Genomic DNA, 23,093 nt, shown 5'->3' on the forward strand with positions numbered 1-23,093 from the left:
GAGGGGCATAGCTGTGTCCCTAGGTGACGCGCAGAGAGTGGGGACGGGATCTGTGTGAACGCTCCGGTATGTTCTTCCGGACTCGCGGGCGGGCGAGTTTCCCTGGCCGAAGAGGGCGACCATGGTTGATGAACGGCTCGACGCCGAGTGGGTCCGTGGCTGGTGTGAGCAGGCGGATGCGGCGCTCGCGGAGCTGATGCAGTCGTTCCAGGTGCGGCACGGCTTCGCACCCGGCAGGAACGTGGTCGTGCTCGGTGCGGAGGAGAGCCACAAGGCGACGGCCGCGCTCGTGGAACTGACGCCGATTCCCTCGGACCTGACCACGATGTACTGGGTGATCGACGAGGTCTCCCTGCCCGATGTGGACAGCGGCTACTTCATCCACCCGGCCTCAACAGTCGCAGGCCACTTCCGCGAGTACGGGGCCGTCCAGATCGACGGGGAGGAGCCCGCCCTGGTCTTCGCCGGCGACGGCGGCGGCCATCTGTTCGCGCTCGCAGGTTCCGGGCGGGTCTGGCGGTCCACCACCGCCTCGTGGTCCGGTCAGTTCGACCTTGCCACAGCCACCCTTCAAGAGTTCCTTGAAGGGCTTGCTCGACGGATCAACAGTCAGCTCTGACCACCAGCAGAAAGGGAGCTGAATCACGACCGGGTGAGGTTTCGGACTCTCAGAAGCCGGAACGGCGCGCGTCCGTACGGCCGTCGCCCGGGCCCTGCTGCCCTGGCACGCTGCCCGAATCCACCCATTGCGGCCGCGGCCCCGAGGTATGGAACCGTGCCGGGTACAACGGAAGGCGTGGTGCCGCCGACCGAAGCGGGCGAAGCCCTGCTCCCGGACCTGATCGCACTGTTCACCGCCCTCACTGCGACGAGCGCGCCCGGCGCTGTCCCGCTCACACCGCCGATCGAGCCCTGGCAGGCCGATACGTGGGTAGATTCCGTCGCCACACCAGACCCACGCCGGGGTATGGACAGCCGAAACCGTCGGCTGCCCAGAGTGCGGAGGCGAGGACGGTCCGTGGACCGTGACCTGCGACTGGCGTCGGGCCACGTTGGGCTGCCCCTGCGGGGAGGTGAGTCGCGAGCACGGTCTCTCCCTCTCCGAGATCTGGCTCGTGCTGCCGGAGACCTGACTGAGCATCCGAGTCAGTGCGTGTCACGGGCGGCCCCTGGGTTCGGACACCCACGGCGTCGCCGTCGTCGAAACCGTCGGCCGCTCGGCCCAACGAGTGACACTCTGAGCAGCGACTTGGCCGGACGGGTCAACCAGAGCGCGAAGGTGGTGGGCGGACGTGGCGTCGGCCGACTGGGAGTGGGACGACACCTTGTTCTCGGGTGCTGCCGCCTACTATCAGCGCGGGCGGCTTCCCTACGCTCCCGGGCTGGCGGACGTGCTCGCCGCGGTTCTGAAGCTCGACGGGCGTGGACGCCTCATCGACGTGGGATGCGGACCCGGCACCCTTGCCTTGAGCCTGGCGCACTTGTTCAGCGAGATCGTCGGCGTGGATCCGGACAGCGGGATGATCGCCGAAGCCAAGCGTGGAGCCGCCGAGCGTTCGGTGACCGGGAAGGTGCAGTGGGTGCAGGCCCGGGCCGAGGATCTGCCCGCGGGTCTTGGAACGTTCACCGTCGCGACCTTCGGTCAGTCCTTCCACTGGATGGATCGCGACCTCGTGGCGGCAACCACCAGGGACATGCTCCAGCCCGGCGGGGCGCTGGCGCACATCTCGGACGTGAAGACGGAGACCCGAACCGTCGACGGTCTGCCGCATCCAGCGGTGCCCTACGCGGCGATCGAGGAACTGGTCCGGCACTACCTCGGACCGGTCCGACGAGCCGGCCGGGGTGTGTTGCCGCAGGGGACACCCGGCGGCGAGGCCGCAGTGCTCGTCCGTGCGGGGTTCTCCGGTCCCCAGCGCCATGTCGTTCCCGGCGGACAGCCGTTGGAACGCACGGCTGCCGACGTCGTTGCGGGGGTGTTCTCGATGTCGTTCTCGGCTCCGCATCTGTTCGGCCCGCGCCGCCAGGAATTCGAGGCAGACCTGCGTCGGCTGCTGCGGGAGGTCTCCGCGTCGGGCCGGTTCTCCGAACGTCGGCCGAGCACCGAGGTCTTCGTCTGGTGGAAAGACCCCCGCTGAGCCGGCACCCCTGCCGGCCACCGTTGACCACATGGCTGTCGAGGATGCCGAGCGTCAGCTCGGGGTGCGTCTGCCGTCCTCGTTGCCGGAGAACTTGCGGCTGCAGAACGGTGGCCGGGTGGCGTTTGACTGGGACCGCTTTCCCGACCGGGGTGCCGAGTTCGCGCTCGCCGACGGCTGCAAGGGTTCCAAGCGCCCCAAGTCCTGAGGTCGCCGGACGATCTTCGGCACCCGGACAAGTCCCTGCGCCCCGCGCACGCGGCGCCCAATGCGGTCAGCGCACGCGACAGCCAAGGAGGAGAACGTGATGAGCGAGGACCATCTGGCTCGTGACCCGCGGCGAGGACCCAGGCGCTACGCCGTGCACGGACGAGGAGGCTGCGCGGGCCTCCGCCGAAGCTCAGTGTCTGGCGGCGGGCACCCTGATGACACAGCCGCCCCGATCCCTGTCAAGGCACCGGGAGGCGATCATTCGCATGGGACGCTCAGCCCGCCTGCGGAAAGCCCGCCGCAGGCCCCGCCGTGCCGGAGCCGAACCGGGCGTTGAGCGCGTCGATGGCCTGCTCGGCGCGCAACCGGTGCTCCCGGCCGACGTCGAAGGAGAGCTGCTCGGCGACGGTGGCCGCGTCCACCAGCTGATCGCAGCGCAGGGCGACCGCCCGCACCCGGGCACGCTGCAGCCCCAGGGACCGGTACACCTCGTACGCCGCGTCGCGCAGATCGTCGGTGTGCGCGGACGGCCCGCCGGGCAGCTGGCGGCCGCGGTGCAGCTCGGTGCGGTCGGCGAAGGTCACGGTCAGCGTCACGGCCTTCGCCGCCTGCCGGCGTCTGCGCAGCCGCTCGCCGAGCTCGACCGCCAGCGACAGCAGCGCGGAACGCACCAGATCCGGCGCCAGCGTGTCAGTCGGGAAGCGGCGCTGCGCGGCCGCGCTGTGCGGCAGCTCGGCCGGCACCACCTGGCGACGGTCGATACCGCGGGCCCGCTCGCTCAGCAGCCGGCCCGCCTTCCCGCCCAGGACCCGCTGCACCGTCGACTCCGGCAGATTCGCCAGCAGCCCGATCGTGTGCACCCCGTACGTCATCAGCGTCCGCTCCTGGGCGCTGCCGATTCCGTGCAGCTCGCCGACCGGCCGCGGGTGAAGGAACGCCGCGACCGCCTCGGGACTGGAACCGACCGCACGCACGCCGCCCTGCGTCGGCTCCCGGGACGCCATCGCCGCGATCGTCCAGTTGGGCCCCACCCCGATCGCCACGGGCAAGCCGTACCGCGCCAGTGCCCGCGTCCGGATCATCAGGGCCAACTCCGCCGGATCGCGTTCGAAATACCGGATGCTGCCGGAGACGTCCGCCACGGCAGCCGACGGAGGCAAGGCCTGCACCACCGGCGTCACACCCGCTACCAGGCCGAGCAGCAGCCGGTACAGCTCGGGATCGACATCTCTCGGGCAGCGCAGATGAAGAATCGGCGAACCGGCCCCCACGGCCTGATCCTGCTGCTCGTCCATGGCGACACCTCTCACCCCCCACCGTACTCGAACAAGAATCGAACGACATCGGGAGACTGCTGCCCATCCATCCGCCCCCGCCGGACGTCCCACGACCGCTGTGACTGAGCGTTTCAGTTGGCCGCTGAGCGTTCTAGTCGGCCCGTGTGGGCAGGGCGGGCGGGCTCGACGGCGGACCGCCGGGCGACGTCGGACGGCTGCGGCACCTGTCGGCCCGGGTGTCGTACCCCGCTCCTATGCTCACTCGATGACTTACGAAGGCACACACCCCACCGTTCTCGTGCAGGTGGGGGACCGGCACGCAGAAATCGACGAGCAGCTCGCACCCACGATCCAGGCGATCTGGGAGTGCGGATTCGAAACCTTCACCTGCTGTCAGGACGTCGGCGAGAGCAACGCCGGCTGGCCGGAGAAGCTGCCGCACATGGCGGAGTGGGTGAAGTCCAGGCGCGGCTGGATGCTCATCGACTTCCCGGTCGACAGCGGCCTCGACTTCCTCTCGGCCGTGGCGAACGCCGGCCCGCGCGACGCGTTCTACGTCCGGATGACGCACTGGGCGGCTCCGGACGCCTGGCATGTGAACGTCAAGCCGATGGACGTGGCCATGTTCCGGGAGGAAGCAGCTTCGAGCTTTCGTCTGCGGCTGCTCCAGGTGAGCTTCCCGGCATACGATCTCCCAGAACTGACCCGGCGCCTGCGCGAGCACGCCTCAGGCCGTTCGGTGGCGCCCGCCCCCACCGACTGGAGCACCGTCGGCCGGTAGGCCGCCTCCTTCCGCTGAGCAGTTGGCGGCGCCGGGTGCGGTGCACGCGACATCAAGGGCCGCCGCGCGGAGGGCTGGGGCGCCATGCGGCCGAGGCCAGCCGCCCGGACTCGAAAGCCTTCCCCATCCCGATGTCAGAGCCCCCTGAGATGCTCCTTGTCATGAGGCAAGCGAGCATGCCCGACCTCGCCCAGATCACCGACGTCCAGGAGGTCGCTCCCGAACTCCGACGCCAGCTGATCGACTGCTGGATCGCGGTGACCAACTCAGGCGGCGCCGCCGGTTTCCCCTTCCCACCCGTCCGAGACGACCACGTCGCGCCAGTCACGGACAAACTCCTCGGCCGTCTCGACCCGCAACGCAGCCGACTCATAACCGCCAGATTCGACGACGTTCTTGCCGGATGGGTTGTCCTCAACCGTGATCCCTATCAGCTCGTCGGGCACTGGGGCACGGTCCACCACCTTCAGACCCATCCAGAGTTCCGTGGACGTGGTGTCGGATCCGCTCTCATGCGAGAGCTGCGGAAGATCGCCCGCGACGAACTGGGGCTCGAACAGCTCCATCTCGCGGCCCGGGGAGGAGAGGGGCTGGAGGACTTCTACAGCCGGCTCGGATGGCGTGAGGTCGGCCGCTGGCCCGCGGCCCTCCGCCTCGCGCCCGACGACTCCCGGGACGAGATCCTGATGCTCCTTGACTCCCTCTGATTTCCGGGGCATCGGAGAGTTGCAGGAACCGACTTCACCAGGCCCTGAGGCTTGTCCTCTCGGTCATCTACGAACCCAGATGAGGATGGCTGCGAGGTGGAGTGCGGCCTGGTAAGCGATGGCGAGCTTGTCCGTTCGCACGGCCGGGCCGCGTTACTGCTTGAGCCGGTTGATGCGTCGCTCGACCGCGTTGCGCTGTTTGTATGCCTCGGCATCGAAAGCGGGCGGGCGACCGCCGGCGCCGCCATGCCGTAGGCGGTGACCGACCTGGTCGGCGGGTTGCGGGATGACCGTCCGAATGCCGCGTCGGCGGAGTCGGCAACGGATCGCGCGGGACGAATATGCGCTCCGCCCAGACGGCCTGCGGTCGAGTTCTCGGTCTCCCACGTCCGCTTCGCGGAACCCGGATCCTTGCGATGACTGTTTCCAAGGCTGGTGCGTCACCGGCCTGGCCGGCAGTGATGTGGAGGGCCACGGGCCGTGCATGGCTGTCGCCGGCGAGATGGACCTTGGTGCTCAAGCCACCGCGGGAGCATCCGAGCGCATGATCGTCAGGTTCGGACCGGTCCGGCATCCTTTTCCCTCGTAGGCCTGCGATGCCCCGAGGTGCAGTCGCGCATGCGGGGCAAGCGCCCTGTCTCGATGCGCTTCCAGGAGCCCGAGACCGACGGCCGGATCGAACGGGACGACAACGAGAGGGTGTCAGACGGTCCGTTCGGCACCGTAGTAGCCGTGTTGCATCCGGAACCGCATGGCGTCGGTGCCGTCCGCCCGGATGTGCTCGATGAGCAGGGACCTCAGCGGCTCCGGCAGCTGTCTGCCCTGTGCCCGGGTCCATTCGAGAGCGGAGAACAGCTCGGCGGCGCCGTCGAGCTGGTCCGGACTGAGAGGGGACACGGCACACGCGGCGAGGACGAGGCCCGGGTCCTCGGTCAGGAGTTGGCGGAGCACCGCCATGTCGTACCACTGCAGCCCACCGCTCGACCTCCGGGCGGATATGCCGGCCCAGGCCGGCAGGAGCCGGATCCGTTCCCTGCTGTCGGGATACTGCTGCCGGGCGAGAGCGCCGAGCCGCTCGCCGGCGTGCTGACTGCCACGTGACCAGGCGTCATAGTCCCGCGCAGGCGGGCGGGCCACGTCCGCTGCGGCCTGGCCCAGACCGTCCGGCGCGGCCCGTATCCAGCGCATCCGGCGCCGCTCCTCCTCGGTCTCTTCCTTGGCCAGTTCCTCCTGCACCCTCCGCGATCCGGTCAGCCCTCGCTCCGCCAGCCATGCGGTGAGCGCCGGTCCGTCCCGCAGGTCGGCGTCGCAGTCGCCCATCCCGCGCAGACCGGCTTGGTGGTGCAGCGTCCAGCGGGCGATCGGATCTCCCTGCGTGCCGTACACGGTGATCGTCGGCCAGCCGGAGCAGCGGCACATGTCGCCGGTGCCGCCGTCCACGATGGCCAGACGTTGCGCCAGTTCGCCGATCTCGGCACCGGTCACGGTGAGGCGCGGGAGGTCGACGGAGTCGGCCTCGGAGGGGGACGCCTCGACGATGACGACACGCGAGGCGCGGTCCAGCACCTCCCGCAGTCGAGCCGTCGTCGGCCGGTCCTCGCCCGCTCTCTCTTCGTAGCTCACGGCAGTGACGATACGGCAGCTCACCTCGCAGGCAGCGGGCGCCGGCCGGTCCCCGTGCGGCCCCCCGCGCGGCTCCGAACGGGCCGATCCGGCCTGATCCTAAGACTCAATTGAGGCATTGGACCTCGACGGGTACGAGCCGGTGCCTGAGGTCCAGGGGCTTACCGACCTGGCGGGAGGCCCATGACCGGCAGGCAGCACCGGCCGGCCCTGGGATGATTCGGGGCGGCCGGCACTTGTGGACCGGGGCCACCATCGCAGCAGCACGTGCCGTGCCCGGGAGCGTCCGGGCACGGCACCCGTGCGTGCGGATCAGCGCGTGACGTACACCGTCGCCGAGGCATTGCTGCCGGTGTGCAGGTCGTCGCCCTCGTACGACACCGTGTAGGTCACGTCCCGCCGTGCGCGCGGCATGTCGTTGACCGTGAACGTGCCGTCGGCCGCCACCGGGACGGACGAGAGCGAGCCCGTGCCCAGCCGGTCGGTGCGCCGGACGGCGAGCGTGACGCCGGCGGGGAGGGCGCGGCCCTGCGCGGTCAGCTTGCCCGTGATCTCCACGCCCCCGCTCATGGAAGCCTCCTGCGGGGCCGTCAGCGCGATCGACGTCGGCGCCTTGGCCACGTCGACGGTGATCGAGACGTCCTCGGCCGGGCGGTGCGTGATGTCGCCGAGGAACGACAGCGTGTAGGTGGCACTGCCGACGGCGTCCGGCACGTCGAGGACCGTGAACGTGCCGTCCGCAGCCACCTCCGCGGCGGCGAGCGCACGGGTGCCGTCGGCGGTGGTGCGTACGGCGGTCACCTTGGCCGGCTCGGCCGGTGCGGGACCGTCCAGTTCGAGGCGGCCGCGGATGCCGACCGGTTCGCCGACGACGGCCTGGGCCGGCGTGTGCGTCAGCGCCCCGCTGAAGCGGGAGTCGTACTGCGCGGCGGGCGGCTGGATGACGTGCAGCCAGAAGGCGTTGCCGTACGCGTTGGTGGTGAGGGCGAACAGCCGGGAGCCGTCCTTCGACCATTCGAGGCCGCGGTTCACGACACGGTTGCCGTCGAGTTCGCCCTCGTAGGCGAACTCCGTCGCCGTCGTGCCGTTCGCCGGGTCCGCGGGCTGGATCAGCAGATCGGGCGTGCTGCCGGCGGCGGAGGCGCCGCGCGCCACATACTTCCCGTCGCCGCTGAACGCGACGGCCGTCGAGGTGGCGCCCGCCGGCAGGGGTTGGTAGACACCGGCATCCGTGAGGTCGCCCGAGTTGAGCAGGCGGGTGCCGTACGCGGCGTCGGCGACGGCGAGGTGCTTGCCGTCCGCGCTGACCGCGATGTCCTTCGGGTCCAGGCCGCCCTTGCCCTCGGCGTCCGCGAAGCGGCGGGCATCACCGCGCACGGGGGTGGGACCGGAGGTGTCGAAGGACGTGAGGAACGGGTCGGTGGCGTTCGGGCCCTTCGCCTGGCCCATGAACAGCCGGTTCGGGGCTCCGCCACCGGTGGCGAGCAGGATCTTGCCCACCGCGTTCCAGCCGGTGCGCGCAAGGAGGCCGTCGGTGATCGAGTCCAGATCGGTCTGGCTCTTGTCGCAGTGGTAGTCGCTGTACGCCGGGGTGGTCGTGTGCCAGCTCTTGGTGCCGGTGACGGCGAGTTCGCGCCCGCAGTCGTCCGTGTACGCGCCGGTGCGGCCGGTCTCCTGCAGCGTCTGGGTGTCGTAGGCGACGACATGGCTGCGCTGGCCCACGTACAGCGTGCCGGCGTCCTCGCTCAGCGCCAGGCCGGAGGCGCGTGACGTGGTGTAGAACGTACCGACCTTCTGGCCCTGGAAGTTGTACGCGACGACCGTGCCGCCGTAGTGCGCGTACCCCGCCCTGTCGGAGACGAAGACGCGCTCGTGGACCGAGTCGACCACCAAGTCCGAGAACGAGGAGATCGGCAGCTTGGCGACCACGTCGGACGCCTCCGCCGCGTGTGCGGCCGGTGCCGCGACGACAAGGCCTCCACCGCCGATGACAGTGGCCGCCACCATGGCGGCGAGACGTCGTCCCGTGTACTGAAACGTGCTCAACTATGCCCCCCCACAGGCTCAGTTCATGTCCATCGTCGAACATGAAGATCCTATGGAACATGTGAGCGAGCTGTGGACACAAGACGCCGCACCCGGATTTCGCAAAGAGTTCGGCTCCCGGAGTCCGAGGGGGATGCGGGGCCGTTCACACGTGACGGGTCGTTCGTGCTCCCCACTGGTCAGGGCGGATGCCGGGGCGCCCCGCCACGCAGGGCTCGGCGGGTCAGCTGAGGCGGGCCGCACCTCGTGCTTGCCGCGGTGTGGGTGGCGTGTCCGTGCCACAGGTTAGGGTCGGCCGCGTGAGCGACTACTACGACTTGTTTCTAGCGGTGGATCTCGCTCCGGAGGTTCCCGAGCCGGTGCTGCAGGAGCTTCGGTGGCACCTGGGGCTGACCGACTCCGAGCCCGACGTGCATGCCGCTACTGACTGGGCGGTGAGGGAAGGGCCCTGGCAGGTGTTCGGTGGTGGCGAAGCCAGCTACGGCTTTGATGGTGCCGACGCTGCTGTGTTGGTTCAGGCCGCGGACCGGGTGAATGTGGACGGCCGTGCCCCGTGGGCCCTGACCTTGCGGTCCTGCGTCCACGAGGACGATTTCGGGATCGTGATGGACGTGGTGGCCTGGCTGCTGCGGCAAGCCACCACCGACGGGTGGGTCGGGCTGGTGAGGAGCTCAGCCACGGAGACCAGCCACCACATCATCCGCCATCCCGGCGGGTTCGAACTGATCGAAATGCGTCCGGCGGGGAAATGGGCTCAAGTGTCCTGGTAGCCGTTCGCCCCGTGGAGAGAACGAGTTCAAAGGACTTCAGCCGGCCTCGGCGGGTGCTTCGGCTCGTGCCCGGGTGCTGGCCAGGCGGTAGGAGTCGGTACCGGTTTCGATGATGGTGCCGTTGAACGTCCAACGGTCCAGGATGGCCGCGCCAAGACGGGGGCCGTGAAGGTCTTGGTCCAACCACCGAACGACTCGCTCGACATGGGGGACTTGCCGGCGCCGGAGTCGCCGATCAGGCGGAGCGGCTGACTCTTTTTGATCCATTCACAACTGGCGAGGGTGTAGAAGTCCGGCTCGGCGACTACCTCCGGGCCTGGCTTCGGCGAGTGCCGTGGTAACGGTGCTGACCATCCACCCGGCCTGCTCCTCTGTGACGTCATCAGGCTTCAGCGGTTCGCCGGCGTTCGTGTAGTCGACGTACAGACCGCGGAACTTCACCACGTTGGTCCGGGAACTGAACTCGATCACGTCCTCCAGCATCTGTTCCAGGGTGGTCGGCACCTCATCGGCGACGTGAAGGCCGCCGCCGCGATGTCTGTCGCAGGCGGAAGCTCGTTGCCGCACTGCGTTGCCAGGCCCCATGTGGCCGCAGTTCGCGTCTTTCGGCCAGCATCTTTCGCTGTGGCTGGATCGGGTGCATGCTGTGCGCACCCCGTCCGGTGCTGCGCCGGATGGGGGCCAGTCCTCCCGGCTTCCCACGGGAGGGAAGTCGCATGTCAGCCACCAGCTAATGGATCACGGCGGCGCGACCACGATCTATCTGGACCGATGTTGGCTGTTCCGCTGTTCCAACCGCCGGGCCGGGCAGCGGATGGTGCCGACCGCCGCCACTCAGGCCTGTGGTGGCCGGTGGCTGGGGTCGACTTCCCTGAAGGCGGCAAGGCGACGGCGTCCGAGAACGGTTTTCAGCGGGTGAGGTCAGCCAGGCTGTTCAGTGCGGTGTCGATCTCGGCCGGAGTGTTGATAACGGCGGTACCGATCCGGGTGTAGGTCGAGGTGGACAGCCGCACGCGGTGGGTGGCGGCGTGGTCGACGACCTGTTGATGGGTGTGTCCGGCCACGCTGAAACAGGTGATGCCCGCTGACAGCTCCGCGTCGGCAGGGGTGTACACGGTGACCCCGGGGATGCGGCTCAGTCCTTGCTTCACCCGCGCCGACAGCTCTGTGATGCGGGCGGCAACGCGTGCTCGGCCCAGCTGCTCATGCAGGGCTACCGCCACCGGCAGGGCGAAGGCATGCTCGAAGGCCAGAAACCCGCCGGGCGACAAGGGCGCTGCTCCCCCGCCCCTGATGAAGCTCACGAACGTGGGCCGCAGCTGGTCGAGGACGTCCGGCGCCACCCAGACCAGCCCCGTTCCCCTTGGACCGAACAACCATTTGTGCGTTCCGGCGATCACCACGTCCGCGCCCAGGCCGACGGCATCCTCGTCGATCGCCGCCAGCCCGTGCACGCCGTCGACGACCAGCAGGCACCGGTCGGCAGGGCTGCGGCCTTCATTGGCTCGGCGCACCACCTCGGCCACCGCACGCACCGGCATCCGAAGCCCCGTGCTCGACTGCACCCAGGTGACCCCCACGACTCTGGTGTTCGGGCGTATCGCCTCGCCGACTGCCGCTGCGATGCCTTCCGCCGTCGCGGTGGCCGGATCGGCGAACCAGGAGGCCAGCCGTAGCGTGTTGCCATGCTTGTCGGCGGCCAGCCGGGCGGCGATGCGATGGGAGATGTGGTCGTGCTCGGTCAACAGGAACTCCTGTCCCGGACGGGTCACGACGCCGTTGTAGAAGAGGCCCAGCCCGATGCTCGTGCTCGCCGTCATCGCGATGTCCTCGGCCCGGCCTCCTAGATAGGCCGCGAGTGCCTGGCGTACCCGGGGCCATCCGGTAGGACCATCGGGCAGCGCCAGCCCCGTGGGCACCGCGAGAGGATTGGCGTCGACCTGAGCCCTCAAATGATCCACCGCATCCCGCACCACCTTTGGATGCGAGGCCAGATAGAACAACGCAAGGTTCACCCATCCAGGCTCCAGGCGAAACTGCGCCCGCAAGGCGTCCCAGTCCACGCGCCCGTCGATCGTGGTGACCGGACGCTCCTGCGGTGTGTTCACCCTTGCCGCGCCGGAGCTGGGCACGAGGGTGACCGCCACCGCTCCCGCAGATCTCGCCAGCAGACCGCGCCGACTCGTCATCGACATCCAGCACCCCTTTGCACCGCGACCGGCGGAGCGGTGGCGGAATAGCTGTCCGGTGCCCTTCTGGTGACGAGGTTACGCAATGTGGCCGCGGGTGCCGACAGCACCATTACCCAAACGGCCTCCTTCGAGATGCCGCACAGTACAGGCCACCCGAAGAGACCAGCAGTCTTTCCTGGAGAAGCACTCCGTCCCTTCCTCCTCGCCGGTAGGGCGTCGTGCCATGGCCCGTTGACATCTACAGCAGTGCAAAGCCACGCGTCGATCGCTGCCCTGTTGCCCCGGAGGCAAGTTTCTCCAGCTTGCGGAGGCTCCGGACCGCACTGGCACGCCTGACCGCATCCTTGTGAGAGCTGCGAATCTCCGAGTCCAGCAGCGCCAGAGCTGATTGGACGTCGTCGGGCGCGACGATTTCCGCTTCGGCATGGGCGAGGCGGTACGCATGGAAGGTCTGCTTCGCCGCTTCCGCAGTATCCGCTGCCCCGGTCGTGTGAAGGTCCTCGTTGACCTCCTGAGCTTCGCTGGCCGCCCGCAGGTACGCTGACAGGACCCTCCACCGCAGGTCTCTCATCGACTGGCGCCACGCCGCGCCGGCCGAGGTGTCCGCTGCCAATATCTCCGTCTGCACGAGCGGCATCATCGCCGACAACGGCGCGCACCACGCCTCTATTCGGCCGCTCCGAGCAAAGCGGAAGGGGCGGCGTGCCTGCCGCCTGTGCCCGCCGTACGCTGGCAGTGCTCGGGGCTGCACTGGAGGTCTCGTCATGCCACGCCCCATCTGGTCCGGCGCCATCCCGTTCGTACGTGTCACGATCGGAGGCGCCGAAGCCGACCGGCAGGTCGTCGACCTCATGGCCGCCCTGAACGCCTCGGTGAAAGCCGGCCAACAAGACGACCAGGCAGAAGCCGCGCGCGTCCTAGCCCTCCGGAGGGAACACGGCCTCGCCCGTCCCTGCCAGCCGCAACGAGATCGCCTCGACAGGACAGTTCTCCGCCGCCCCCATCAGTTCTTCCGACGCCGGCGTCTCCTGCTCCACCGGATGTGATTGCCGCGCCGAGTCCAGCCGGAATTCCTCGGGCAACGCTGCCACGCACATCGCCGACCCGATACACACCTCACGGTCGACGTCCACTTGCCACCGCTCACCCATCAGTTCAGTTCCCTTTCCATCGCGCGGGCAGGTCCTGTGCTCCAGAACGATCAGAGCGCATGGCAGTCACGACAGGCCTAGTCCAGACCGGCCTCGGGTCGGCAGATCTGGCACGGCTTTATGTCCGACTACCCGCGTGCGACCGACGCTTCGGGACCGCAGGAAAGCGGAGCGCCAGGAGGCGCTGAAGGTAGTCACGTGGTCGCACAGGCACGGGGACAGTACACGGTATGTGACCTTCGAGTCGGGTCAAGGTTTCGCCGTCGCCCGCGCCGCCGATTTGGCTTGGTTCATCACCACCCTGCGCCAAAATTACTCCCAGGCTAGTCCTCCGCTCGTTGGGTGACGGGTGCCTCAGTGCGGTCGCCTGGGAACTCGTACCACCGGCGCTGTAGGCAGACGTACCGAACATCGGCTTCGACCAGGCGGAGGAAGGCCGCGACGGTCTCGGCAAGGCGCTCCTGCAGGCCGGAGTCGGTGAGCATGCCGTCCTCGGTGAAGCCCCGGTGAGCCTTGGCAAGGCTGAACATGTCCGGAAAGACGCGGGTGCCGAGGTGTTCCAGGGGAACCCTCAGCGCCCATAGCCCGCGGTTGCCGCCGACCAGGGACGGGGATGCGGAGACGAGCAGCGCGTGCTTGGTCTTGAACGGCTGGGGTTGGACGCGGGAGACCCAGTCGATTGTGTTCTTCAGGACCCCGGGCATGGAGGCGTTGTACTCGGGGGAGGAGATCACGAATGCGTCGCATTGCTCGAGCCGGTCGCGCAGCGCGAGAGCGCCCTCCGGCAGCCCTGCGGAAGCCTCTACATCGCCGTCGTACGGGGGCATGTCGAAGTCGCGCATGGTGGCGAGGTCGGCGGTGACGCCGTTGTCGGCGATCATGCGGGCCACGAGGGAGGCGAGGCGGGCGTTGGTGGACTCGGCCCGCAGGGCGGCGCCGAAGACGAGCACACGCAGGGGACCGGGGTGGGCGTCCGTGGGCATGGGCGATGTCCTTCCGGCGTGAGGTTCGCCCAGCCAGGGCGCTGCGGACCAGTGTGGTCCGCACAGGGTTGCCGCGCGACAGGGATGGGCCTTCCGGGTACCACAATCGGTGCCCGGCCCGCCGCCGCACACTCACGGGGTGGGCGTTTTCTCCGTTTCCACGTCCAAAGCCCAGCAGCTCCGGATGAGCCCGCAGTCGGCCACCGCGCCTGTTCCGACCCTCAACCCCTCGACGAGCACGCCGCCGAATCGGTCCGCGCGTACGCGGCCGACCAGCGCGCCAAGGTCGACGTCCTCGCCCGCGCTGCTGGAGGACATCGCCGCCAACGGCTACCCGGCCCCGGAGTCCGGCGTGCTGAGGGAGGGCTGCCCAGACCGCAGGCGTCAAGAAGCTCAACCACCCGCTCGTCGGCGAACTCACCCTCGACTGGAAAATTCTCGCCCGTGCAACCGACCCCGACCAACAACTCGTCGTCTGGACCGCCGAACCCGGCACACCCAGCCACGAAGCACTGGCCTTCCTCGCTTCCTGGGCCGCCACTCGTCCACCCGTTGGCGCACCGGAGGAACACTCCGACAATCCCGCCAGACCACACCAGCGCCACAACGGCCACTGAGTTCCGCACGCCATGCCCTGCTGAGGCCTTCCCCTGGTCCTCTCGTGGGGCTGACTCAGGAAGGACGCGCCAGTCATTCGGACGTCCGCCTGAGCGTCCGAATTGGCGAACGGTGCCAACTCGGCCGCGCAGTCACAGCTACAGCGGGACATGGATGTCGAGTACGGGTCCGACGGCGCGAGGAGGTGGTGCGTCCAGGCTCTCCAGGACATGGAGCATCGGTACGTTCTGCGCAGCGACCGCCGCCGTCAAGGTGTGGTGGCCCGCCCGGCGGGCCACTTCGGCCGCGTGTGCGGCCAGGGCGGTGCCCAACCCTTTGGACTGCCAGGCGTCCTCGACCAGCACGGCGAGTTCACCCACCCCTTGCCGGTCCGTGCGCATGACGTTGGTCATGGCGATGATGTGGTCCGTGCGCTGGGCCGGGGTGGTCACCAACGTGGTGCCGCGCCCGGGGTCGGACAGCAGTCGCCATCCTGCGGGAGAGAGCTGGGGTTTGCCGGCGTGGTAGCGCAGGGCCCGGCTGCTCGGCGAGCAGCGGCGGTGCAGTGCCTGGATCGGTTCAAGATCCGCGGGGGTCACTTCGCGGGTCCGGGTGGCGGTACCGTCGGTCAACGTGATCGGGTGCGAGGTGTCTCGGCCGACGTCGGGCATGCAATGGTCTCCTGACAATGGCATACGTGACGGGCGTGCGGGCGGACCCCTCTGGGCGGATGTCCGCTTCGGCACACGAGCAGTCTTTTGCCACTCCCCGCCCAACTCAAGGGGGGTTTACGCCAAAGCGATTACGCTTCGCACTTAGTGCATCACTCAACGGAGTCAGGCGGTCCAGGGGGATCGCAGTCGACTGTCACCGCTCCTCCATGGCGGTGCCGTCGCCGACCGTCCGTTGCGGCGGGGACGCGTGGAGCCCGGCAGGCCGTGGGGCCGGCGGGGCGTCTCCGACCGCACCGCAAACGTCAGGGTGTCGAAGTCCGCATCCATCAGGCGCTCCACAGTGGCAGCGACTGGGTGACCGTGCTCTGGGCAGGCCCCACGGTGGGGGAGTCACTGATCAACGGGCAATGCGATCCTATGTGGACGACGCGGCGACGGGATCCGGGTAGAGCTCTGCGAGACGTGCAGACTCCAGCGGAGGTGAACAGAGGTGTGTTCGGGTCGAGTCGTTCGCCCGCGTGGTGCTCAGTTGCCTTCAGCGCGCCCTGCTGCATGGCGCCTATGCGCGGAGGTGCGTCTGTTGCAGAGCACCGACACCGACGTGGCGGCCCAGGCGGCTCGGCTCGGCAAGCGACCCGACCCCATCCCGCTGGACCCGCCTCCTGGACTGTGCTGCAACGCTGCCTGGCTCACCGCGAGGCATGGCCGACGGTCAACACGCACGTGATGGTCACCAAAGGAACCAAGGCCGGGCGAAGCGGCCTCAACCGCCCATAGGTCCCATGTTCTTGACGATTAATGATCCGCAGCACCCGACTCGTCGACCTGGTGAACACACGGATCCCAAGCTCGTCGGCCACCGCCTTCGGCATGGGTCCCGAAGCCACCCTGATCCGTCTCGCTGACCACATGGATCCCGGACGCCTGCCAGCCTTGCCGAAAACCTCTCGCGCAACACCCAACCGAAGGTGAGGATCGACAACCGGTGTCCGGCGCTCAGCGAAGGGGAACCAACATGGTGGGTCGGGTGGAATTGCAGCAGATGGACGAGGGGAGCCTCGAAGGACTCCTCGCTGTGGCCGTCGACGACGCAGCACCCGAGGAGGTCATGCCTCCCGTGGCCGGTCCACCAGGGTGGACGCCTGAACGGCAAGAAGCCTTCCGGGCCTGGCACCGCGCTCGACGCCCTGGACTTGGCGGCCCACTCCGAGAGTCCACCTTTGCGATCACCCGCCGTGGGAAAATCGTGGGCGCAGCCCGCCTGGCTGTCCGCGACAGCCACGAAGTCCTCGAAGCGGGCATGTGGCTTGCCCGTTCCCAACGCGGCCGCGGAGTAGGTACCGCCGCACTCCGCATGCTGCTCGACGAAGCTGCCAGGGCCGGTGCACGGGCCGTAGTTGCGGACAGCAAAGCTCACAACACAGCGGCACTCGCAGCGTTGCGCCGCAATGGCGCCACGCTCACCACAAGCCAGGAAACCGCCGATGTCCACGCTGAGTTGATGCCGAGGATGATGCCGTCGCCTCCAACTTCCACCGCGAACCCGTGAAGATTCGACAGCACCTTGCCCGGGTTCACCGGAACCGCTGACGTTTGCTGCTGTTGGTGTCAGTTGATGACGTCAGCGGGAGTCGCTGTGCTTGACAGCGGCGGTCCCGTGCTGCAGCCCGCGCCATGCAGTCCGCAACCCTTCCAATTCATGACGCGGGAAGGCACCGTGCCACTCCAGCTGGTAGCCGTCTTCGCCAAGCTCGTAGGCGACTCGGTCGAATGCGCGGACGGCTGCGCGGCAGAGTGTGTCGAGCGATTGGCGGCTGGCCCAGAGGACGACTCCCGAATCGGCCGGCGCTTGATAGCCGTCAGCCATCACGACCCGAACGTCGACCTCGGAGCCGTCGCTGCGGAGGAACCACCGATAGACCTCCGGCTCGGCATCGAACTCGGCCTCGGTCTGGGTGTCCGTGAGGGCCAGGCGTACGAGTGCATGGAGGAAGTGCGCGGCCGCGTCCGTGCCTGCCGAGTATGAGGCGGTGATGTCGACTTGTGCATGCTCGTCCGCAGCTGAAACGAGCGCCCAGCCGCCGCCCTGCAGCGTCCAGGTCAAAGCCAGCGACGCCATGAGTCCCCGTACCGATCAGCAAGCCCACCACACCTTAAGAACCCCTAACAGAAGCTGTGTTGGTTGTGACTGTCGACTTGTCCGATCGTTGGTCTGCGCGTGGGGAAGAGGGAGTCGCGTCCGTGGATCGTCTCGGACGAGTTGTGGTCGTTGATCGAGCTGTTGCTTCCGAAGCCGGGTCCGAAGCTGGTCGCGGGAAGACCGCGGGTGCCTGACCGGCAGGCTCTGTGCGGGATCCTGTTCGTGCTGCACACCGGGATCCAGTGGGAGTACCTGCCCCAGGAGCTCGGCTTCGGGTCTGGGATGACGTGCTGGCGGCGGCTTGCCGCGTGGAACGAGGCCGGTGTGTGGGACCGGCTGCATGCCGTGCTGCTGACGAAGCTGCGAGCGGCCAAGCAGTTGGACTGGTCCCGGGCGGTGATCGACTCCTCCCAAATATTCCCGCGATCCCCTCGCCGGACGCCCACGAAGGAGGCCCGAGACACTGCTCGGAGACCGCGGCTACGACCACGACAAGTACCGCGCCTGGTCAGGGCTCAAGGCATCCGGCCGGTGATCGCCCGCCGCGGCGTCCCACACGGATCCGGCCTCGGCGTCCACCGCTGGGTCGTCGAGCGCACCATGTGCGCCACGAGGCGCTCTGTTTGTATCCCCGGCTCAGCCGGGAGGAACTCGGAAGGAGGTTCCTGGGCCCGATGACTTACCTGGATCCGAAAGGCGAAGGGGACAAAAGCATGTCAGAAAACCAGTGACCGGGCTCAGTTGTCGGAGACGGTGTGCTGGGTGGCCCGCGCGATATGGCGAAGACTGGATTGTTTGAAGCCCAATCTCCAGAAGATGCAAGTTCCCATCCGCCGGAAAGGCATCTGAAACCGGTGCCGTGCTCTGCTCTGGCTTCGATTGTGTGGCCGGAGCAACTTCCGGAGCACGGAGCGATACCCAGCGAGGACATTCAAGGAGATGAGTGGGACGCCTGTGTCGCGCTAGAACGTACAGACAGAGACGAACGTGGGATCGCCTACGGGACGCGAGTCCTATGGCGACGGAGGCCCCGTAGTAGTCGCCGGAGTCACGCCCGGCCAGGGAGGACGGGAAAGCCGTTCACAGGGCGAAGGGGGCCAGGTGATTCGGACACTCGAATCCGGGAGGTATGCGGAATGCAAAGCGCCAAAACGGTGCTGGGTGTCCTGCGTGAACGCGGCAGGCGCGGCCTGCCGTGCAATGAACTGTATAGGCAACTGTTCAACCCGCAGTTGTATCTGCTGGCCTACGGGCGCATTTACGCCAACCACGGCGCGATGACGCCCGGGGTCACGTCGGAAACCGTGGACGGTATGTCACAGCGGAAGATCGGCCGGATCATTGAAGCGATGCGTCACGAGCGTTACCGCTTCAAGCCGGTCCGACGCATCCATATCCCGAAGAAGAACGGGAAGACGCGCCCGCTGGGGCTGCCGACCTGGTCGGACAAGCTCGTTGGAGAAGTGGTCCGCCCGTTATTAGAGGCGTACTACGAGCCAACGTTCTCCGACCGCTCACATGGATTTCGTCCCCGCCGAGGCTGCCACACCGCGTTGCGGGAGGTGGACCACACCTGGACCGGGACATCCTGGTTCATCGAAGGGGACATCGCCGACTGCTTCGGCAGCCTGGACCACCAGGTCCTGCTGTCGATCCTCGGCGAAAAGATCCATGACCAGCGGTTTCTACGGCTGGTGCGCAACATGCTGACAGCCGGATACCTGGAGGACTGGAGATGGGGCACCACGCTCTCCGGAGCGCCGCAAGGCGGAGTGGCCTCCCCAATCCTGTCCAACATCTACCTGCACAAGTTGGATGAGTTTGTAGAAACGGTTCTGATTCCGGAGTACACCCGAGGAGACCGCCGGGCCCGAAACCCGGCTTACCTGGAGTTGCAGAATCTGCTGGCGAAAGCCCGCCGGCGCGGCGATCGGGCCCAGGCCCGTGCGTTGCGTCAGCGGATGGTCAGCCTGCCGAGCGCGGATCCCAATGATCCGGCATATCGCAGGCTGCGCTACATACGCTACGCGGACGATCACCTCCTCGGTTTCACCGGACCGAAAGCCGAGGCCGAGCAGATCAAACAACGCCTGGCCCAGTTCCTGCGTGACAAACTCAAGCTGGAACTGTCCCAGGAAAAGACGCTGATCACCCATGCCCGCACCCGGGCAGCTAGGTTTCTCGGCTATGAGATCACGACCCAGCACAACGACACGAAGAAAACCGGCCGTTACCGTCGGGTCAACGGTCAGATAGCACTCCGTGTTCCACGGGACGTGATCAAAGCCAAGTGCGCCCCCTATATCGCCCGCGGGAAACCCGCGAAGAAGACGGCCCTGACCAACAGCAGCGATCACGCGATCGTGGCGACCTTCGGGACCATCTACCGGGGCGTCGTCCAGTACTACCTGCTCGCCGGAGACGTCTTCCGGCTGCACCGGCTGCAATGGGTCATGGAGACCTCCATGCTCAAAACTCTCGCAGCCAAGCACCGTTCGTCAGTGTCGAAGATGGCCGCCAAGCACAAGACCAGAATCGACACCCCCAACGGGCCCCGAGTGTGCTTCGAGGCCCGTATCGAGCGGAAGAACAGGAAACCACTGGTGGCACGGTTCGGCGGGATTCCCCTCCAACGGCAGCGGGCGGCAGAACTCGCCGATCGCGAGCCGGTACGGGTGGACTATCCGCAGAAGGAACTCATCGCGAGACTCCTCGCGGACACCTGCGAGATCTGCGGAAGCAAGGGCAACGTGCAAGTGCACCACGTCCGCGCTCTCGCCGACCTCGCACATTCCGGATGGCAGCCTTCCGACTGGGCGCGCGTCATGCTCCACCGGCGACGCAAAACCGTCGTGGCCTGCGACACCTGCCACGACCGTATCCACTCAGAAAGGCCAGCCAGACCACTCACGCAGTAGTCACTGGAGAGCCGGATGACCGGGAAACCGTCATGTCCGGTTCGGCGGGAGGCCGCGCGGAACAGGACTCGCCCCCACGGCAAGCACCTCGCCGCGCGGCCGACCCAACCGCCTGGCTCTACGGCTTCCGCCGCCTCCGCATCAGGTGGGAAGGGCGCGACGACATCCATGAACCCTTACTCGGCCTCATCACCCACCGCCACGTCCAACGCCTTTGTTAGGACCTCTAAGACGTCATCTCATTTGGCGAGTCTGCGGTAGCAGATGAGTGTGCAGGCGATGCTGGTGAAGGCGAGGAAGTGCTCGGCCTTGCGCTCGTAGCGTCGGTGGAGGCGGCGACAGCCGGCGAGCCAGGCCATGGTGCGCTCGATGGTCCAGCGGTGGCGGCCCAGCCGCTGCGACGTCTCGACCCCCTTGCGGGCGACGCGGTGCCTGATACCGCGCCCGCGTAACCATCGCCGCAGGTGGGAGTAGTCGTATCCCTTGTCGGCGTGGAGCTTTCCCGGCCTGCGTCGTCGGCTTCCTCGGCGGGAGCGGATCGGCGGTATGCCCTTCACCAGAGGGATCAATGCCTGGCTGTCGTGCAGGTTCGCCCCCGAGATTCCGACGGACAGAGGCAGACCGGTCCGCTCGGTGATCAAGTGGATCTTCGACCCGTACTTGCCCCGGTCGACAGGATTCGGACCTGTCAGGCCCCCCTTTTCATGGCCCGCATGTTCACCGAGTCGATCGCGCAGCGGGACCAGTCCAGCTCGCCGCGGGAGCCGAGCTCATCGAGGACCAGCCGGTGGAGCTTGGCCCACACCCTGGCTTTCGTCCACTCGGCAAATCGCCGGTGAACTGTCGCCCCTGACGGCCCGAACGAAGCCGTGGGCAACTGCTGCCAGGTGCAGCCTGACGTGGCCACGAACACGATCGCAGCCAGCACCTCCCGGTCACCATGCCGACGTCGGCCACCACCCTGAGGTCGCGAAGGAGCCTCCGGGACCACCCGCTGGAACAACTCCCACAACTCGTCCGGTACCAGCCGCTCAACGATCCCCACCACGACCGGCAGACTACCGAACCAGCCAAATGAGATGACGTCTAAGAGGGTATGTCGCAACTGTACCCGCCTCCGACGTACCAGGCTGGTGGGCAGGCGGCCGGCGGACTGCCGACCGGGAGGCGGGGGGAGGGGCGGCCCCTGGGCCCTGGCCGGAGGCCAGCCAGCGGCCTGCCGGGCCCGGTGGATCGGCTGGGGTCAGCAGGCAGGCAGGAGCTTCGTTCCCGCCACCCGAAAGACCTGTGAGGCTTCGCCGATGCTCACACCGTCGATCTCGGCCTCAAACCTGAGTTCTAAGTAGGGGCCTAAGTCTTCCAGCCCGTTTGGCGAGAACTGCACGTTGACGAGCTCGCCGCCCGCCTGTTCCAGTCCCCTGGACGACACGCGGATTCCGGCCCAGCCGTGTTCTCCCTCTTCCCATTTCTTGACCACGTGCCTGCCCCACTGCGAGCCCTGAACGTTCAAAGACGTCACGCGCAGTCCCGCCCTTCCCCAGGCCGTGCGGGGCCACATGCAGCGGCAGACGCGTCGGCTGCGGTGGAGACGGTCGTGCCGGTGCGCACGTATCGCAAAGGTGACCTCGGGGATGCCCCGGCGATCCGCGGGCTCGTAGTGCACATGGACATCGGCCCCTGCGGCCCTGCCAGTGGCGTACATGCGGATCGTGTGCCCCAGGACGCTTGACAGCTTCAACACGGCTTCGCGTACTCCTTCATTGATCGGTTCACCCGCCGAAGGGGACCAGATCAGGCTGATCACCCCTCAAATGAAACCTCAGGAATCACTGGCCGCCGGATTTGGCATGGCGAAAGTTGGCTTATACAGGTGCCGCTTACCGGCATCGCGCTCCGGCTCGTCACCGATCCGAGGCTGTGTGCGCAAGGATCTCGTGACCAGCATTGATGCCCTGGACGCGTCGCCGCAGGGCCGGGACGACGGGGACGGACTGGGTGAGTGCTGCTGCAGTGCGAGTGCGCATCGAGCCCGGATTGGGGCGGCCTCCATGGGTGTGCCGGACGCCCAGGAGGTCGTAGGACCGGGCTCGTTTCGCCGCAGTGATTGGGGAGAGCTGGGCTTCCGGAGCCATCCGCCACGTCCTGGCCGGATCGGCGGCCAGCACGTCCGCGCGCCAGGAGCCGTCCGACGCGCGGACCTCCGGCTCGGTGTGGGCGCCTGCATCCCGCGCGGCGTCGGCTGGTTCGAGCGTGAGCAAGTGGTGCGCCTCCCAGGCGCCCTGGCGAGTGATCTCGCAGTGCGGGGCGTGCGGGGCGTAGGCACTCGGCACAGACGATCGGGCGCGACCCCGCTCGGCGTGTACGGCCCGGAACGCCATGGCTGCCCCAAGGTCGGTGGTCGACGCCGTAGCGCTGCGGCGAGCACTGATCAGTCGAGGCCGCTGAATGTGGGACGGGAGGCCGGAAGCCGGCAACTCGGCCGGCTGACGATGTGGCTGGAGGGCGGCCAGGTCCGGCGGCCCCCCCAGGAGCAGGACGAGAGCATACGGCGGCGTGGGGCTGATGAGGCGGAGCACGATGATCGGCACCACGACCTTGCGGACCACGGCGACCGCAGCTGTGATCAGAGCGGCTGCGACAGCCAGACCTGAGACACCGTTCATGAGCTTCTGCTGGGGTCGGACGGTCGGTCGACCGGCGGCGCTCGATCAGCGCTTCGCCGTCAGGGATCGCCACCAGGGGCTCGTGCTCGCCGCCGGCGCGGGAGCCGGGGCGGGCCGTCGGCTCGGCCGGCGGTGCGGCGGGTGGGAGCGGCTGAGCTGCCGAGCCGGCGCTTGTGGCGCGCCGGGCTCCATGCCCAGCGATCGTGGCGGGGTGAAGCGTACG

22 protein-coding genes and 5 pseudogenes are annotated in these 23,093 nt (G+C 68.0%); 11 read left to right on the forward strand and 16 right to left on the reverse strand.

All coding sequences use genetic code 11. The features are described 5' to 3' along the window. Positions 1-121: 121 nt before the first annotated feature. The 3 genes from QFZ82_RS37100 (at position 122) to QFZ82_RS37110 (ending at position 2,346) form a co-directional block, all read left to right on the forward strand. Positions 122-619, forward strand: coding sequence for a hypothetical protein (locus tag QFZ82_RS37100; protein WP_307717302.1), 498 nt, complete (start codon positions 122-124; stop codon positions 617-619). 673 nt (positions 620-1,292) lie between these two features. Then, complete coding sequence (locus QFZ82_RS37105; RefSeq protein WP_307717303.1) at positions 1,293-2,138, forward strand: class I SAM-dependent methyltransferase; 846 nt, start codon at positions 1,293-1,295, stop codon at positions 2,136-2,138. 31 nt (positions 2,139-2,169) lie between these two features. Next, positions 2,170-2,346, forward strand: a complete 177-nt coding sequence (locus QFZ82_RS37110; protein ID WP_307717304.1) for a hypothetical protein — start codon at positions 2,170-2,172, stop codon at positions 2,344-2,346. 277 nt (positions 2,347-2,623) lie between these two features. Here QFZ82_RS37110 and QFZ82_RS37115 read toward each other — a convergent pair whose 3' ends face one another. Beyond that, on the reverse strand, positions 2,624-3,643 hold the full coding sequence (locus tag QFZ82_RS37115) for a hypothetical protein (protein ID WP_307717305.1): 1,020 nt from the start codon (positions 3,641-3,643) through the stop codon (positions 2,624-2,626). A 247-nt stretch (positions 3,644-3,890) separates the two neighbouring features. Between QFZ82_RS37115 and QFZ82_RS37120 the strand changes: the two genes are divergently transcribed. Together QFZ82_RS37120 and QFZ82_RS37125 are read left to right on the forward strand one after the other, a co-directional pair. Continuing rightward, positions 3,891-4,406, forward strand: a complete 516-nt coding sequence (locus tag QFZ82_RS37120; protein WP_307717306.1) for a hypothetical protein — start codon at positions 3,891-3,893, stop codon at positions 4,404-4,406. Between the two features lie 176 nt (positions 4,407-4,582). After that, the gene (locus QFZ82_RS37125; protein ID WP_307717307.1) at positions 4,583-5,113 is read left to right on the forward strand and encodes a GNAT family N-acetyltransferase; all 531 of its coding nucleotides are present in this window, start codon (positions 4,583-4,585) and stop codon (positions 5,111-5,113) included. 63 nt (positions 5,114-5,176) lie between these two features. Here QFZ82_RS37125 and QFZ82_RS37130 read toward each other — a convergent pair. From QFZ82_RS37130 to QFZ82_RS37140, 3 genes and pseudogenes are all read right to left on the reverse strand, one after another. Further along, a pseudogene (locus QFZ82_RS37130) lies at positions 5,177-5,681 on the reverse strand (IS5 family transposase); the annotation flags it as partial. A 134-nt stretch (positions 5,682-5,815) separates the two neighbouring features. After that, the gene (locus tag QFZ82_RS37135) at positions 5,816-6,736 is read right to left on the reverse strand and encodes a hypothetical protein (RefSeq protein ID WP_307717308.1); all 921 of its coding nucleotides are present in this window, start codon (positions 6,734-6,736) and stop codon (positions 5,816-5,818) included. A gap of 312 nt (positions 6,737-7,048) precedes the next feature. Further along, complete coding sequence (locus tag QFZ82_RS37140) at positions 7,049-8,782, reverse strand: Ig-like domain repeat protein (protein WP_307717309.1); 1,734 nt, start codon at positions 8,780-8,782, stop codon at positions 7,049-7,051. Between the two features lie 299 nt (positions 8,783-9,081). Between QFZ82_RS37140 and QFZ82_RS37145 the strand changes: the two genes are divergently transcribed. After that, positions 9,082-9,552 (forward strand): hypothetical protein, encoded by a 471-nt coding sequence (locus QFZ82_RS37145; protein ID WP_307717310.1) that lies wholly within the window; start codon positions 9,082-9,084, stop codon positions 9,550-9,552. Between the two features lie 36 nt (positions 9,553-9,588). Here QFZ82_RS37145 and QFZ82_RS37150 read toward each other — a convergent pair. The 7 genes and pseudogenes from QFZ82_RS37150 to QFZ82_RS37180 form a co-directional block, all read right to left on the reverse strand. Beyond that, positions 9,589-9,839 (reverse strand): annotated as a pseudogene (locus QFZ82_RS37150) (ATP-binding protein); the annotation flags it as partial. Beyond that, positions 9,820-10,035 (reverse strand): hypothetical protein, encoded by a 216-nt coding sequence (locus QFZ82_RS37155; protein WP_307718003.1) that lies wholly within the window; start codon positions 10,033-10,035, stop codon positions 9,820-9,822. The pseudogene QFZ82_RS37150 and the gene QFZ82_RS37155, both read right to left, overlap by 20 nt. Before the next feature lie 425 nt (positions 10,036-10,460). Next, positions 10,461-11,747, reverse strand: coding sequence for an aminotransferase class V-fold PLP-dependent enzyme (locus QFZ82_RS37160; protein WP_307717311.1), 1,287 nt, complete (start codon positions 11,745-11,747; stop codon positions 10,461-10,463). 235 nt (positions 11,748-11,982) lie between these two features. Further along, entirely contained in the window at positions 11,983-12,372 is a 390-nt protein-coding gene (locus QFZ82_RS37165; RefSeq protein ID WP_307717312.1) for a hypothetical protein, read from the reverse strand. Between the two features lie 289 nt (positions 12,373-12,661). Continuing rightward, positions 12,662-12,895 carry a ferredoxin gene (locus QFZ82_RS37170; RefSeq protein ID WP_307717313.1) on the reverse strand — a complete coding sequence of 78 codons (234 nt, stop codon included), beginning with the start codon at positions 12,893-12,895 and terminating at the stop codon, positions 12,662-12,664. 323 nt (positions 12,896-13,218) lie between these two features. Then, positions 13,219-13,878, reverse strand: coding sequence for an NADPH-dependent FMN reductase (locus QFZ82_RS37175; RefSeq protein WP_307717314.1), 660 nt, complete (start codon positions 13,876-13,878; stop codon positions 13,219-13,221). Between the two features lie 132 nt (positions 13,879-14,010). Beyond that, entirely contained in the window at positions 14,011-14,196 is a 186-nt protein-coding gene (locus QFZ82_RS37180) for a hypothetical protein (RefSeq protein ID WP_307717315.1), read from the reverse strand. 110 nt (positions 14,197-14,306) lie between these two features. Here QFZ82_RS37180 and QFZ82_RS37185 point away from each other — a divergent pair. Next, positions 14,307-14,495: pseudogene (locus QFZ82_RS37185) on the forward strand (hypothetical protein); the annotation flags it as partial. Between the two features lie 138 nt (positions 14,496-14,633). On the opposite strand, the gene QFZ82_RS37190 reads toward QFZ82_RS37185, so the two are convergent. Further along, positions 14,634-15,146, reverse strand: a complete 513-nt coding sequence (locus QFZ82_RS37190; protein ID WP_307717316.1) for a GNAT family N-acetyltransferase — start codon at positions 15,144-15,146, stop codon at positions 14,634-14,636. Between the two features lie 1,018 nt (positions 15,147-16,164). On the opposite strand from QFZ82_RS37190, the gene QFZ82_RS37195 reads away from it, so the two are divergent. Beyond that, positions 16,165-16,698 (forward strand): GNAT family N-acetyltransferase, encoded by a 534-nt coding sequence (locus tag QFZ82_RS37195; protein WP_307717317.1) that lies wholly within the window; start codon positions 16,165-16,167, stop codon positions 16,696-16,698. Between the two features lie 72 nt (positions 16,699-16,770). Here QFZ82_RS37195 and QFZ82_RS37200 read toward each other — a convergent pair whose 3' ends face one another. Further along, positions 16,771-17,268 carry a hypothetical protein gene (locus tag QFZ82_RS37200; protein ID WP_307717318.1) on the reverse strand — a complete coding sequence of 166 codons (498 nt, stop codon included), beginning with the start codon at positions 17,266-17,268 and terminating at the stop codon, positions 16,771-16,773. Positions 17,269-17,367: 99 nt separating this feature from the next. On the opposite strand from QFZ82_RS37200, the pseudogene QFZ82_RS37205 reads away from it, so the two are divergent. The 3 genes and pseudogenes from QFZ82_RS37205 to QFZ82_RS37215 form a co-directional block, all read left to right on the forward strand. Beyond that, positions 17,368-17,889, forward strand: a pseudogene (locus QFZ82_RS37205) (transposase); the annotation flags it as partial. Positions 17,890-18,425: 536 nt separating this feature from the next. Continuing rightward, positions 18,426-20,207, forward strand: coding sequence for a reverse transcriptase/maturase family protein (locus tag QFZ82_RS37210; protein ID WP_307717319.1), 1,782 nt, complete (start codon positions 18,426-18,428; stop codon positions 20,205-20,207). 110 nt (positions 20,208-20,317) lie between these two features. Then, positions 20,318-20,428, forward strand: a pseudogene (locus tag QFZ82_RS37215) (IS5/IS1182 family transposase); the annotation flags it as partial. A gap of 18 nt (positions 20,429-20,446) precedes the next feature. On the opposite strand, the gene QFZ82_RS37220 reads toward QFZ82_RS37215, so the two are convergent. The 3 genes from QFZ82_RS37220 to QFZ82_RS37230 all read right to left on the reverse strand — a co-directional run bounded on the left by QFZ82_RS37220 (position 20,447) and on the right by QFZ82_RS37230 (position 22,537). After that, positions 20,447-21,246 (reverse strand): IS5 family transposase gene (locus QFZ82_RS37220; RefSeq protein ID WP_307717964.1). Its coding sequence is split into 2 segments (ribosomal slippage): positions 20,447-20,901 and positions 20,901-21,246, totalling 801 coding nucleotides; the frame shifts between segments, so codons are not numbered across the junction. Positions 21,247-21,450: 204 nt separating this feature from the next. After that, positions 21,451-22,011, reverse strand: a complete 561-nt coding sequence (locus QFZ82_RS37225; RefSeq protein WP_307717320.1) for a hypothetical protein — start codon at positions 22,009-22,011, stop codon at positions 21,451-21,453. Positions 22,012-22,108: 97 nt separating this feature from the next. Further along, positions 22,109-22,537: a hypothetical protein gene (locus QFZ82_RS37230; RefSeq protein ID WP_307717321.1), complete on the reverse strand. Its 429-nt coding sequence runs from the start codon at positions 22,535-22,537 to the stop codon at positions 22,109-22,111. Positions 22,538-23,093: the final 556 nt, after the last annotated feature.

This window comes from Streptomyces sp. V4I23 (assembly GCF_030817975.1).
In the GTDB taxonomy this organism is placed as follows: Bacteria; Actinomycetota; Actinomycetes; order Streptomycetales; family Streptomycetaceae; genus Streptomyces.